The organism is Streptomyces sp. UG1 (assembly GCF_049974585.1).
Lineage (GTDB): Bacteria > Actinomycetota > Actinomycetes > Streptomycetales > Streptomycetaceae > Streptomyces.
Genome location: NZ_JBNGGG010000011.1, coordinates 42,337 through 54,903 on the forward strand (window position 1 = coordinate 42,337; position 12,567 = coordinate 54,903).

Here is a 12,567-nt window from a genome sequence, read left to right on the forward strand (position 1 = left end):
CGTCACGCACGGCGGCGCGGACAGAGTTTCCCTACTTCATCAAGGCTCGCTTCGCTCGCGGCTGCTGCTTCAGCCGCGAGCGCTGGCCACCCGATCCACGGGGCAACATCCCACGGGAGCGGGAGAGCTCGCAGCACACCGCCGCCACGATCCGACCTCTGTAGGGGGAACACTTCAGTACCTGTTGCCTCGCACCTGCGGGCCGAACCCACCAGCCACACCAACACCCGCGCTGCCTGACAGAGTCAGGTCGATCAATGATCGAGGGCCGCGCACGCGCGGCGGCGCCGGGCGGCCGCCGCCCCGCTGCCTCCATGTCTGCGCCACCGGCTGCGCGTCGCCGTCCGCCCGTCGCCACCAGCAGCGGCCAAATACAGCACTGGGACAGGTGAGCCAAGGGGACTGCCGCACAGCAGGTCACAGACGCTTTGTGTTACCGAATGAGGCCGGATCGTGGCGGCGGTGTGCTGCGAGCTCTCCCGCTCCCGGGGTCGTTGCCCCGTGGCTGGGGTGATCGACTCCGCGACTTTAGGCAGCCACTTTGGGGCGAGCCTCGAAGATCATGGCCCCAACGTCGTGCTTTAACGGGCAGGTCCACAGACTGCCCGACTCGCCGGAAGCTTACGGGGCCATGATCACTCGCCCCAAAGCAGCTCCCGCCCAAAGTCGCTCCGTCGATCACGTGGGCGGGCGCCCCAAGCCGATGATGAAGTATCTGAGAGATCGGAGGGCCATCGCCAGCATGGATGAGGGAACAGCAGCGCTGATTGCAGGGCTTGCCGGGCTAGTGGGAGCGCTTGGAGGCGCCATCGTCGGCGCCGTAGCGGCGGTGCGAGGCGCCCGCATCGGGGCCGAGCAGGCGGCCGAGACTGCGCGACAGCAGGTTCGAGACCAAGCGTCTGTCGACCACGATCACTGGTTGCGTCAACAGAGACTTGAGGCGTACACCAGGTTCCTCGCGGGATACGACGACTGCACCAAGGTCATGCAACGAATCCGCAGACAGATCCTGGATATGTCCGCTGAGGCGGATCCACCCGAGCAAGATTTCGACGAGGTAGCCGCAGCAGTGAACGCGCTCCGTCGATTGCGACAGAGCGTCAAGCTGGTGGGCCCTGATTCCATCCACTCCCGCGCTGTTGCTCTGGAAGACGCCGTCTGGGACTACCACGCCGCCCTCCAGGACCTTGCCGAGGCCGTGGCAGGCGCTGATCCAGTAACTGACCAGGTGCGCGAGGAGGAGTACCAAGGAATGCGTGGCACGGCAGACGCTCATGATGCCTTCGTCCGAGCAGTTGGCTCACTTCTTGAGCATGCGGGCACCCCCACGACCTGACGATGACTGGCTGGAGCCCTGAGCGAACAGGGGCGGACAGCGGCGGTGAACGCCGGCGCACGGTCGGTCGAGGTCTACGGCGAGTTGGCCGACGTCCCTAGAGCCCCATGATCGACCTGATAAGGATCACGCCAGTCGGCAAAGGCCAGCAGGGCGCGAGTACGTGACCGTTGAACAAGGCCAAATCGCGCCCTACTGGCATCCGCTCGGAATCAACCACACTTTGGCACATGGGGGTTTTATCCGATCAGGACCACTTCGTATGTGATCGCTGCGGTAGTGCAAGCCCGACCGTGTGCGAACGAGGGCGAATCGACCTCATGGCCAAGCTCTGTGACGGCTGCTGGAACAGGCTCGCCAACGAGATGGCCGAAGTCGACGGTGCTACAGCCGTTCCGAGGCCCGATCCCGACCCCGACGACGTGTCATGGATCGAACCGCCCACTTGTCCCAGATGCGGAGCACTCATCCGCGTGTACCCCACGAACTATGACCGGTGGGTCAGCTTGGCCACGGTAGAACTGCCCGCCAAAGACGTCCCAGAGGCCTTCCGCTGGCGTTTGACGCCGCTCCCGACCCGATCCCACATCGCGACCGATATCGTGGCTGTACGGGTCCGTGGAGTCGATCCTCTACCCGGCGAACCCGTCGTGCCGGCTCACCGCATGATGTGCATCCCCGATCGGGATGGGCCGTAGGTGACAGCGCGTATGCGCAATGTAGGCGTGCCCCCAGCGTGCCCGGTCGAGCAGCACGCAGCGGGGAACAACGGGGAATCTCGGCGAGCAGCGCAACAACCCGCAGGTCAGCGTCTTGCCAGTTCAGCCCGGATCCGCATACGCGATCTTCCAAACTAGCTACGCGGGTTCGATTCCCGTCGCCCGCTCTGAACGGCTCAGGGCCAGGTCAGAGGATCAATCCTCCGCCTGGCCCTGATCGTTTCCGGGCCCGCGCGCAGCGTGGTTTCACAGGTCGCGTACGTCCGTGGTGTAGACGGCGCGCAGGCCGTACGGGACGTAGAGGGCGTCGCCGACCAGGACCGGTGGTGCGGTGATGGAGGTGGTGAGGTCGAGGTCGCCGCCGTCGTCGCGGCCCGCGCGGGTGCCCGTGACCCTGCCGGTGCGCACGTCGATGGCGGCGAGGCGGCCGCTGGGGGATCCCAGGTAGAGGCGGGTGGCGGAGGCGACGGGTGGGCCCGACTGCTCCACCGTGGAGTCCGTCTTCCAGAGCTGGCGCCCGGTGCTGGGGTCGACGGCGCGGACGCTGCCGCCGGGGAGGGTGAAGTACAGGGTGCCGCGCAGGAGGTGGACGGACGCCCCCTCGGGCTGGGCCGACGCCAGGCGGGCGGTCGTCACGACGTGCGATTCGGCGTTGATCAGGGACACCGTGCGGTGGGTGCCGGTGACGTCGGCCAGTACGAGGCGTCCGTCGGCCTGTCCGGCGAGGTCCTGGTCGCCCTTGAGCTTCACGGTCCAGTCGGGCCGTCCGGTGGTGGGGGCGAGGCGCGTGACGCTCGTGCCGGTGATGTCGTTGCCGGTGAACTGCGCGCAGAGCAGATACGCCTGCCGGTCGACGGCGCGCAGCAGGCAGGGATCGTTGTCCGGATCGGGCAGCGGGCGCCTCCAGCGGACCTTGCCGTCGTCGGCGCCGAGCAGCGCGTAGTACTTGGCGTCGTCGCCGTGGACGGTGATGACGCCGGCCGGTACGGCGATGGAGGCGCCCTGTTCGCGGTTCGGCTCCCTGGCCCCCTCGCCGTCGCCGGTGACGGTCTTCCAGATCACCTTTCCGGTCTCGGCGTCGAGGGCCTGGACGGTGTAGCGGTTTTGGACAGCCCTTCGCCGCCGATGGTCCGGTCGTCGGCGCCGTAGACGTACACCCGGCCGCTACGGACGCCGATGATCGTACCCAAGGAGCTGCCGCCGAGGTCGTCGGCGGTCTCGTCGATGGACCGGGCCCAGGTGTTGCGGCCGTCGGCGAGGTCGAAGCGGGTCGCCATGATGTCGTCGCCTGCGCAGACCAGGGACCGGCCGGTGGCGGCGCAGCGGTTGAAGGGATTGCCGGGGCCGATCGGGTCCTTGTCGGGGCTGGGGTCCTTCGATCTCTTGTGCCAGGCCTGCCATCCGGACGGCAGGTCGCCCGCGACCGGGGCCGGCCCGGCGTCGGCGGACAGGACCGTGAGGGTCGTCGCGGCGGCCGGCAGCAGGGCGCTCAGCGCGGCGAGGAGGAACAGGCGCTTTCGGCGTCGGGGCGTGGCGGGCTCGTCCCGGGTGGTGCGCGGGCCGAGTTCGGGGCGTGGGCCGGGCATCTCGCCGTCGCGCAGCAGGCGCAGCAATTCGTCCGGTGTCGGCCGGGACTTGGGATGCTTTTCCAGGCAGAGCCGGACGAAGGGGAGCAACTCTGGCGGTACGTCGTCGATGTCCGCGGCGCCGTCGACGACCCGTACGGCCGTCTCGTAGGGGCTCGGGCTGTCGAACGGGCCGCGCCCGGTGGCGGCGTACGCGACGACCGAGCCGAGGGAGAAGACGTCGGCGGCGGGGCCCACGTCCTGCGGGGACGAGAACTGCTCGGGGGACATGAAGGGCGGTGTGCCCTCCCCCACTCTCGGCTTCGCTCGAGCGGGCGGTACCCCCATCGCGGCCGGTCTGGGTGAGGACGTCGGAGGCGGCGAACTCGGCGGCGCGGGAGATGCCGAAGTCGATGACGCGGGGGCCGTCCTCGGCGAGCATCACATTGGCCGGTTTCAGGTCGCGATGGACCATTCCGGCGATGGGGGTCCCCCCGCTCGAGCGAAGCCGAGAGTGGGGGAGGATGTCGCGATGGCCTCGGCGAGGCCGGCGGCGAGTTCGTACAGTTTCGGCGGCGGCAGGGGGCCGTGGCGGCGGACGTGGGTGCCCAGGTCCTCGCCGGGGATGTAGAGCGTGGCCATCCAGGGGCGCGGCGCGTCGTCGTCGGCGTACTGTGCGTGCACGACCTTGAGGGCGAGACGGCGGCCGGAGTCGGAGCGGGCCAGATAGACCACGCCCATGCCGCCGGAGCCGAGGCGGTCCTCGATCCGGTAGCCACCGACCTCCGCCGGATCCGACTCGCGCAGCGCCATCCCGTACGTCCCCCCGTTCCGTACCGTTCGACGATCTCGAACGAGGGTATCCGTACGTTTCCGGGGCGCCCCACGAGCCCTAGAACTGGATGGAGTTGATGGTCTCGGCTATCGAGTTGAGGAATCGCTGGATGTCGTCGGCCATGCCGGTCGAGGCGAGGAAGAAGCCGAACAGCACGGCGACGACGGCGGGGCCGGCCTTCAGGGATCCGCCACGGATCAGCACCACCAACACGATCGCCAACAGCAGCACCACTGACAGCGAAATGGCCACAACAGATCACACCCTCGGTCGGTCCGCTCTCCCGGCCCGGGGACGCGACCCCGCGCACCCCCGCCAGAACCATCGTGCCACCAACCGGCCCTCGCTATGCGGCACGTGACGTTTCGTTCGCCACACCTGTGCCGGATCTGTGTGGGTGCCCGGCACACACCGACCTCTCACGTTGTGCTCGTACGGCATTTCGAGCGGGCACCCGCACACCTAATTCGACGGGATCGTTTCCGTCGCCACACAACGTGTTCGCCGGTATTTCGAATTTGCGACGCGGTGATCATTTCATCGACGTCACCTCCTGGGCATATGCACCACTTAGTCTGGATGAATCCGGACAAGAAGGATGGCCAACGGGTGGCTGCCAGGTGCACGTTCGCTGTACACGCGAAGCCGTGCACGCAAAGTTGTGCCAATAACCACTGACGACCTCGGGCGTTTTACGAAATCCCACAGGCAACGCTAGGGTGCGTCAGATGTTCCACGCTGCCTCGTCCCCCGCATACGCAGCGAGGTCCCGGACCGGCTTTCCCCGCTTCCGGCGGGAGGGTCTGTGACGGACTCACTGCGACCGCACGGCAACAACAGAACGCCACTCCCCCCGACCCAGCAGTCGGCGGACGGAGTGCCCAGTCCGCGCTCACCGCAGAGCAAGAAGGCTCAGGGCGACGCCCGAGCCGCGTCCGGCGGTGCCAAGCGGCGCGACGCGTTCTTCGACAACGCCAAGTTCCTGGCGATCGTGCTCGTCGCCATAGGCCACGCCTGGGAGCCGATCAAGGGCGACAGCCGGACCCTGCAAACCATGTACACCGTCGTGTACAGCTTCCACATGCCGGCGTTCATCATCATCTCCGGCTACTTCTCACGCAGCTTCGACGCGAGCCCCAGCCGGGTGAAGCGCCTGATCACCGGCGTCGCGGTGCCGTACATCGTCTTCGAGACGGCGTATCCGCTGTTCAAGCGCTGGATCGACGAGGACCCGAGCCAGGAGATCAGCCTCCTGGACCCGTGGTACCTGACCTGGTTCCTGTGCGCGCTGTTCATCTGGCGCATGACCACGCCGATCTGGAAGATGGTGCGCTGGCCGCTGCCGCTCGCGCTCGGCATCGCCATGCTGGCGACGGTCTCCCCGGAGATCGGCAACGACCTGGACCTTCAGCGGGTGCTGCAGTTCCTGCCGTACTTCGTGCTGGGCCTGTGCATGAAGCCCGAGCACTTCCACATGGTGCGTACCCGCAGGATGCGGATCGCGGCCGTGCCGGTGGGCGCGGTGGCGCTGGCCTTCGGCTGGTGGGCGGTGCCGCGCATGAACACCGCGTGGTTCTACCACCGGGACGCGGCGCAGGAGCTGGGCGCGCCGTGGTGGGCCGGGCCGGTCATGGTGCTGGCGATGTTCGGCTGCTCGCTGCTGCTGACGGCCTGCTTCTTCGCCTGGGTGCCGGGTCGGCACATGTGGTTCACGGCGCTCGGCGCGGGCACGCTGTACGGCTATCTGCTGCACGGCTTCTTCGTGAAGGCCGGTGACTACCAGGGCTGGTTCGAGGCGGCCTGGCTGCACCGGCCGCTCGGCGAGATCTTCGTCACGGTCGTCGCGGCCGCCGGGGTCACGCTGCTGTGCACTGCGCCGGTGCGGCGGGTGTTCCGGTTCGCGATGGAGCCCAGGATGGAGTGGGCGTTCAAGCGGGACGCGGGCCAGTTGGCGCGGGAGCGGGAGAAGCGCGAGGGGGCGGCGGCGCGCGAGAAGGTCAACGCCTGACTCTGCGCCGTTCCTTCACATCGATCACATAGCGGAGAGGCGTCCTCCGGGTGGACGCAGACCGAGAAGTGCGCGCATCCGTGCGTACTTCTCGGTCAGTCGTTTCCGGGTCGCTTCGTCCAGGGCGGCGAGGCGCTCGGGGTCCGCGTTGTGCGCCAGGTCCGCCTCCTTCACCAGGAGGGCGCCGGGGGTGGCGAGGATGCGCGCCGCGTACGCCTCCGGCGGTTCTCCGGGGCGTTTGGTGACCGCGAGCACGATGTCCTTCGTACGGCGGCTCAGCGCGGCTTCCTCCAGCCACTGTTCGGACAGGGCGTCGTCCTCCACGGCGTCGTGCAGCCAGGCCGCGGCGATCTGCTCCGCGGTGCCGCCGCGGGTGCGTACGCCTTCGGCCACGGCGCTGAGGTGCTCGGTGTAGGGGCGTCCTGCCTTGTCGGTCTGGGTGGCGTGGGCGGCGCGGGCGATGGCTTCCACGGCGGGGAGGGAGAGGTGCTGCTCGGGTATGTCGGTCACTCGTCCAGTGTCTCGCCCCCGCCGCCCCTACCCATTCCCGTCCCCTGGGGGCTGCCGCCCCCGCTGTCGGCCCTGAACGGGCCTCGTCCTCAAACGCCGGACGGGCTGGGTGGCACGCCGGGGTTGGGAGGTGGCGCCCCTCTGTGGTGGGTGGGGCCAGGGACGGCAGGACCTGTCCTCAAACGCCAGGCGAGCCGGACGACGCGAGTCGGCGTTGGAAGGTGGCGGGCGACCCCGGTCGGGGTGGGTTGGGGGGTCAGCGGGGGGTTGATTGGGTTGTTGGGCCCTCTCGGGAGATCAGTAGGAGGGCTCGGTCGTCGTTGACGTCCTTGGCCACTGCCTCGATCAGGTGCCAGGCCGCGCCGTGGAAGCCGCCGGCGACGTAGCGGTCTGCCTCGCCCGTGAGGCGGTCTATGCCCTCGACGATGTCGCGGTCGGACGTCTCGACGAGGCCGTCGGTGAAGAGCATCAGGACGTCGCCGGGGCGCAGCGAGCCCTTGACCGGGTCGAACTGGGCACCGTCGTAGACGCCGAGGAGGGGGCCTTCCGCCGCCTTCTCCTCCCAGCGGCCGCTGCCCGCGCTCAGTTGCAGGCCTGGTGGATGGCCTGCCGAGTAGAGTTCGTAGTCGCCCGAGTCCATGTCCAGGACCAGGTGGATCGAGGTGGCGAAGCCCTCGTCCCAGTCCTGGCGGAGAAGGTAGCCGTTCGCCGCCGGGAGGAACGCGTGTGGGGGCAGGCTGCCCAGGAGGCCGCCGAACGCGCCCGACAGCAGCAGCGCACGCGACCCCGCGTCCATGCCCTTGCCCGAGACGTCCGTCAGGACGACCTCCAGGGTGCGGCCGCCGTTGGTGCGGGCCGCCACCACGAAGTCGCCCGAGAAGGACTGGCCGCCCGCCGGGCGCAGGGCCATCTCGCGATGCCAGCCGGGTGGCAGGCCTGGCAGCTTGCTCTGGACCCGGATGCGTTCGCGCAGGTCGAAGAGCATCGTGCCGCCGCGCCGCCAGGGCACTCCCACCCGGCTGCGGAACTGCGCGATCAGCAGGCCGAAGAAGCCGCAGGCGGCCACGACCAGGACCACGCCCGGGGAGACGCGGGCCGGGCCCTCGGTGTACGGACCGAGCTGCACCGACTCCACGATCAGTGCCGTCGCCGCCGCCGCGTACAGGCCCAGCAGGCTCGCCGGACGCAGCAGTAGACCGCCCGCGACGATGGGCAGGACCAGCGCGGCGGGCGAGAACCACACCGGGTTGGCCATCGTCATGGCGCAGATCAACGGGACCGTCAGCAGCAGGCCGACCAGCGCGATCCAGTCCGAACCGTCGCCGCGGAAGTAGTCCACGGCGCTTCTGCGCACGCCGACGCGGGCCCGGTGCCAGTGCATCCTCAACCGGGCCATGAACGTCTCGGCCGCCGCGCGCCGCTCTCGTCCTGCTGCCATTAGTTCGGGACCCTATCCATCGGACCTGCTGCTTGGCACGGGAGGTCCCACTTGTCCCCCGTCCGAGGTTCAACTTCACAGTGAACTTCACGGAAAGCGGTCGCGCCGCCCGCACCGAGAAATTCCCTCGCTCGTCCCGCAATGCCCTGGTAGGCATGATTCATGGCGAAAGACAGTGCGAGCGGGGCCGGTCGCCTGGAGCTGCGGGTGCTGCGGCAGGGCGAGAGGGATGTCTGGTACGACACACTCATCCGGGCCTTCGGCGGGGTCCCGGAGGCGGCCGAGGAACGGGAGTTGTGGGACTCGCTCACCGAGCTCGAACACTCCCTCGGCGCCTGGGACGGGGACAGGTGCGTGGGGACGGCCGGCGCGTTCAGCTTCCGGCTGACCGTGCCCGGCGGGGCCTCGGTGCCCGCCGCGGGCGTCACGATGGTCAGCGTCGCGGCCACGCATCGCAGGCAGGGCGTGCTGACGTCGATGATGCGGCGGCAGTTGGACGATGTGCGTGCGTCGGGCCGGTCGCTGGCGATCCTGACCGCCTCCGAGCCGGAGATCTACGGCCGGTTCGGCTACGGCGTCGGCACCTTCCAGGTGAGCACCGAGATCGACACCACACGCGTGCGGCTGTCGGTGCCGCCCGGTACCGATGACGTACGTCTGCGCTACGCCGTACCGGCCGACGTCCTCGACGTGTGCGAGGCGGTGTACGCGCGCAAGGTGTCCGGCCGGCCGGGGATGCTCGCGCGGCTGCCCGGCTGGGAGCGGCTCGGGCTGCTCGACCCGGAGGGTGAGCGGGAGGGGGCTTCGCCGCTGCAGTGTGTGCTGGCGGAACGGGGTGGCGAGGTCGTGGGGTACGCGCGCTTTCACGTCAAGCCGGAGTGGGATGCGAGCGGGGCGAAGGGTGTCGTGCGGGTGCGGGACGTGCAGGCCCTGGATGCGGCGGCGCAGGCCGCGCTGTGGCGGTTTCTGTTCGATATCGACCTGACGTCCACGGTGAAGGCGTATGCGCGGCCGGTGGACGAGGCGTGGCAGTACCAGGTGTCCGACATCCGGCGGTGTGCGGTGCGGGTGCGGGACGGTCTTCATGTGCGGCTGGTGGATGTGGGGGCCGCTCTGGAGGCGCGGACGTATCAGGCGCCGGTGGATGTGGTGTTCGAGGTGGAGGATGCCTTCTGCCCCTGGAACGCGGGGCGTTGGCGGCTGAGTGGGGACGCGAAGGGTGCGTCGTGCGAGCGTACGACGGACTCGGCCGATCTCTCGCTGTCCGTACGGGAGTTGGGGGCGGCCTATCTCGGGGGCGTGAGCCTTGCGGCGCTGGGGGCGGCCGGGCGGGTGCGGGAGTTGCGGCGGGGGGCGCTGGCGGAGGCGTCGGTGGGGTTCGGGTCCGTCGTGGCGCCTTGGCTGCCGCACGGTTTCTGAGCGCGGGGCGGGGGCGGGTCGGGCGGGTCGTTGTGGCGCCGTGTTGCTTACGGTGTCTGGCAGTTCGGGCACCAGAAGAGGTTGCGGGCGGCGAGGTCGGCGGTGCGGATCTCGCTGCCGCAGATGTGGCAGGGCAGGGTGGCCCTTCGGTAGACGTAGACCTCGCCGCCGTGGTCGTCGACGCGGGGTGGGCGGCCCATCGCCTCCGGGGTGTGTTCGGGGCGGACCGTGTCGATGCGGTTGTTGCGGACGCCCTCGTGCATGAGGTCGACGAGGTCGGTCCAGATGGCGTCCCACTGGGTGGGGGTGATGTCCCTGCCCGGGCGGTACGGGTCGATGCGGTGGCGGAAGAGGACCTCCGCGCGGTAGACGTTGCCGACGCCGGCGATGACCTTCTGGTCCATGAGCAGGGCGGCGATGGTCGTGCGGCTGCGGGAGATTCTCCGGTACGCGGTGTGGGGGTCGGCGTCGTCGCGGAGGGGGTCCGGGCCGAGGCGGTCGTGTATCGACTGCTTCTCGGGGGGTGTGATCAGGGCGCAGGTGGTGGGGCCGCGGAGGTCGACGTATGCGGTGCTGTTCGCCAGGCGGAGGCGGACGGTGTCGGTGGGGGGTGGTACGGGGGTGTCGCCGAAGGTGACCTTGCCGAAGAGGCCGAGGTGGATGTGGATCCAGCCGGTGGTCCGGAAGCCGAGGAAGAGGTGTTTGCCGTGGGCTTCGGTGTGGGTGAGTTCGGAGCCGTTCAGGAGTTCTGCGGCGTCTGAGAACTTGCCCTGGGGGCTGGTGATGTGGGGGGTCGTGCCGAGGAAGGCGGCGGCGTAGTCCTGGGCCAGACGGTGGATGGTGTGGCCCTCGGGCACGGGGGGCTCCTCTTGTTCGTGTGCGGATGGGGGTGGGGGTGGGGGTGGAGGTGGGGCGGATCCGGGTCGGGCTCGTAGATTCTCGCCCCCGCCGCCCCTACCCGTCCCATCCCCCAGGGGCTCCGCCCCTTCAACCCCGGGCGCTCTCTGGGGGCTGCCGCCCCCAGACCCCCGCATCGGCCCTTAAGGGGCCTCGTCCTCAAACGCCGGACGGGCTGGAGGGTGCGGGCCGACGTTGAGGGGTGGCGCCTCCTGCGGGTGGGTGGGGGTTCGGGACGGCGTGGCCTTGTGCTTCAACGCCGGACGGGCCGGAGAGTGCGGGCCGACGTTGAAGGGCGGCGCCCCCAGCGGGTGGGTGGGGGTTCGGGACGGCGTGGCCTTGTCCTCCAACGCCGGACGGGCCGAAGGGTGCGGGCCGACGTTGAAGGGCGGCGCCCCCAGCGGGTGGGTGGGGGCCAGGGACGGCGAGGACTTGTCCTCCAACGCCGGACGGGCTGGAGGGTGCGGGCCGACGTTGGAGCGTAGCGGCCCCTACGGGTGGGTGGGGTTCGGGACGGCGAGGACTTGTCCTCCAACGCCGGGCGGGCCGGAGAGTACGGGCCAGCGTTGGAAGGCGGCACCTCCAGCGGGTGGTGGGGGCCAGGGATGGCTTGGTCGTGTCTTCCGACACCGGACCGGCCGGACGATGCCGGCCGACGTTGGAGCGTAACGCCCCCTGCGGGTGGGTGGGGGTTCGGGACGGCGTGGGCTTGTGCTTCAACGCTGGCCGGATGATGTCGGCCTGCCTGTGTTGGAGTGGGCGATCCTGCCGGGTGGGGGCGGTGTGGTCTTGTGTTCGAGGGGTGTGGGCGGGCCGTGTCGGGGGTGGAGCGCCCCGCCTGGTGGGCGGGGGCTGAGGCGTGATTGAGCGCCGGGCGTGTGCGGGCGGGGCCGCCTCGGCCTTGGGCTCGATGTCGGGTGGGACTGGAGGCCCGGACCGGGGCGGCAGGGCCGGCTACTGCTGGGGGTGGTGCGGTGGGATGGGGGGGAGGTCGCCTGTGGTCTCGTAGGCGGCGAGCATCTCGATGCGGCGGATGTGGCGCTCGTCGCCCGAGAACGGCGTACCCAGGAAGGTCTCGACGAACTTCGTCGCCTCCTCCGTCGTGTGCATGCGCGCGCCCACCGCGACGACGTTGGCGTTGTTGTGCTGGCGGCCCAGCGACGCCGTCTCCTCGCTCCAGGCCAGTGCCGCGCGCACGCCCTTGACCTTGTTCGCGGCGATCTGCTCGCCGTTGCCCGAGCCGCCGATCACGATGCCGAGGGAGTCGGGGTCGGCGGCCGTCTTCTCCGCCGCGCGGAGGCAGAAGGGCGGGTAGTCGTCCTGGGCGTCGTAGATGTGGGGGCCGCAGTCGACCGGGTCGTGGCCCGCCGCCTTGAGCCATTCGACGAGGTGGTTCTTGAGTTCGAAGCCCGCATGGTCCGAGCCGAGATACACGCGCATGGAACGAGTGTGACATGGCTGTTTCGGAGCGGCAGCGTCGGGTTCCGATCAGCTCAAATGCGATGCCCGCTATAGAAGCTCAAGGAAAGGTTGGGTGAGGGTTAGTAATCGAAGGTTCTTCGATCTCTTCTCCTATGATTCACTGGCCCGACTCGTACGACTTCGCAGCCGAACCATGGCCTACAGGCCGGGCTCAAGAACCTCGGCGCCGGGCTCTTCGTCGGGTCCAAGACCGGTATCGCCACCGCGGGACCCGGCATCCTCCTGCCGTACGCCCTCGTCGGCAGCCCACGCCGACCGGGCGCTGGGAAACTGGGCCGGGTTCTCCATCGGCTCGCTGTAGAGCGGGCTCGGGAGCGTCTCGCGACGAGGTTCGGACCGGCTGAGAACGTCTGGTGCC

11 protein-coding genes and 2 pseudogenes are annotated in these 12,567 nt (G+C 69.5%); 5 read left to right on the plus strand and 8 right to left on the minus strand.

What is annotated here, in order from left to right:
- Positions 1–703: 703 nt before the first annotated feature.
- Complete coding sequence (locus tag ACP4J3_RS14305) at positions 704–1,336, plus strand: hypothetical protein (protein ID WP_426534126.1); 633 nt, start codon at positions 704–706, stop codon at positions 1,334–1,336.
- 365 nt (positions 1,337–1,701) lie between these two features.
- Positions 1,702–2,034, plus strand: a complete 333-nt coding sequence (locus ACP4J3_RS14310; RefSeq protein ID WP_426534431.1) for a DUF6083 domain-containing protein — start codon at positions 1,702–1,704, stop codon at positions 2,032–2,034.
- A gap of 267 nt (positions 2,035–2,301) precedes the next feature.
- On the opposite strand, the gene ACP4J3_RS14315 is transcribed toward ACP4J3_RS14310, so the two are convergent.
- The 4 genes and pseudogenes from ACP4J3_RS14315 to ACP4J3_RS14330 form a co-directional block, all read right to left on the minus strand.
- Positions 2,302–3,117 (minus strand): PQQ-binding-like beta-propeller repeat protein, encoded by an 816-nt coding sequence (locus tag ACP4J3_RS14315; protein ID WP_426534128.1) that lies wholly within the window; start codon positions 3,115–3,117, stop codon positions 2,302–2,304.
- A gap of 605 nt (positions 3,118–3,722) precedes the next feature.
- Positions 3,723–3,968: pseudogene (locus ACP4J3_RS14320) on the minus strand (hypothetical protein); the annotation flags it as partial.
- A 108-nt stretch (positions 3,969–4,076) separates the two neighbouring features.
- Positions 4,077–4,433, minus strand: a complete 357-nt coding sequence (locus ACP4J3_RS14325; RefSeq protein ID WP_426534130.1) for a hypothetical protein — start codon at positions 4,431–4,433, stop codon at positions 4,077–4,079.
- A 79-nt stretch (positions 4,434–4,512) separates the two neighbouring features.
- The gene (locus ACP4J3_RS14330; protein WP_004001285.1) at positions 4,513–4,707 is read right to left on the minus strand and encodes a hypothetical protein; all 195 of its coding nucleotides are present in this window, start codon (positions 4,705–4,707) and stop codon (positions 4,513–4,515) included.
- Positions 4,708–5,260: 553 nt separating this feature from the next.
- Here ACP4J3_RS14330 and ACP4J3_RS14335 point away from each other — a divergent pair.
- A complete protein-coding gene (locus tag ACP4J3_RS14335; protein WP_426534132.1) occupies positions 5,261–6,463 on the plus strand; it encodes an acyltransferase family protein in 1,203 nt (400 codons plus the stop codon).
- A gap of 24 nt (positions 6,464–6,487) precedes the next feature.
- Here the strand turns inward: ACP4J3_RS14335 and ACP4J3_RS14340 are convergent, their stop codons facing one another.
- Together ACP4J3_RS14340 and ACP4J3_RS14345 are read right to left on the minus strand one after the other, a co-directional pair.
- On the minus strand, positions 6,488–6,973 hold the full coding sequence (locus tag ACP4J3_RS14340; RefSeq protein ID WP_426534134.1) for an HD domain-containing protein: 486 nt from the start codon (positions 6,971–6,973) through the stop codon (positions 6,488–6,490).
- 256 nt (positions 6,974–7,229) lie between these two features.
- Positions 7,230–8,411, minus strand: coding sequence for a PP2C family protein-serine/threonine phosphatase (locus tag ACP4J3_RS14345; protein WP_426534136.1), 1,182 nt, complete (start codon positions 8,409–8,411; stop codon positions 7,230–7,232).
- Positions 8,412–8,573: 162 nt separating this feature from the next.
- Here ACP4J3_RS14345 and ACP4J3_RS14350 point away from each other — a divergent pair, with 162 nt between their 5' ends.
- Positions 8,574–9,830: a GNAT family N-acetyltransferase gene (locus ACP4J3_RS14350; RefSeq protein WP_426534138.1), complete on the plus strand. Its 1,257-nt coding sequence runs from the start codon at positions 8,574–8,576 to the stop codon at positions 9,828–9,830.
- 47 nt (positions 9,831–9,877) lie between these two features.
- Here the strand turns inward: ACP4J3_RS14350 and ACP4J3_RS14355 are convergent, their stop codons facing one another.
- On the minus strand, positions 9,878–10,687 hold the full coding sequence (locus ACP4J3_RS14355) for an Fpg/Nei family DNA glycosylase (protein ID WP_426534140.1): 810 nt from the start codon (positions 10,685–10,687) through the stop codon (positions 9,878–9,880).
- A 994-nt stretch (positions 10,688–11,681) separates the two neighbouring features.
- Entirely contained in the window at positions 11,682–12,167 is a 486-nt protein-coding gene (locus tag ACP4J3_RS14360; RefSeq protein WP_426534142.1) for a ribose-5-phosphate isomerase, read from the minus strand.
- Between the two features lie 156 nt (positions 12,168–12,323).
- Here ACP4J3_RS14360 and ACP4J3_RS14365 point away from each other — a divergent pair.
- Positions 12,324–12,507 (plus strand): annotated as a pseudogene (locus tag ACP4J3_RS14365) (amino acid transporter); the annotation flags it as partial.
- Positions 12,508–12,567: the final 60 nt, after the last annotated feature.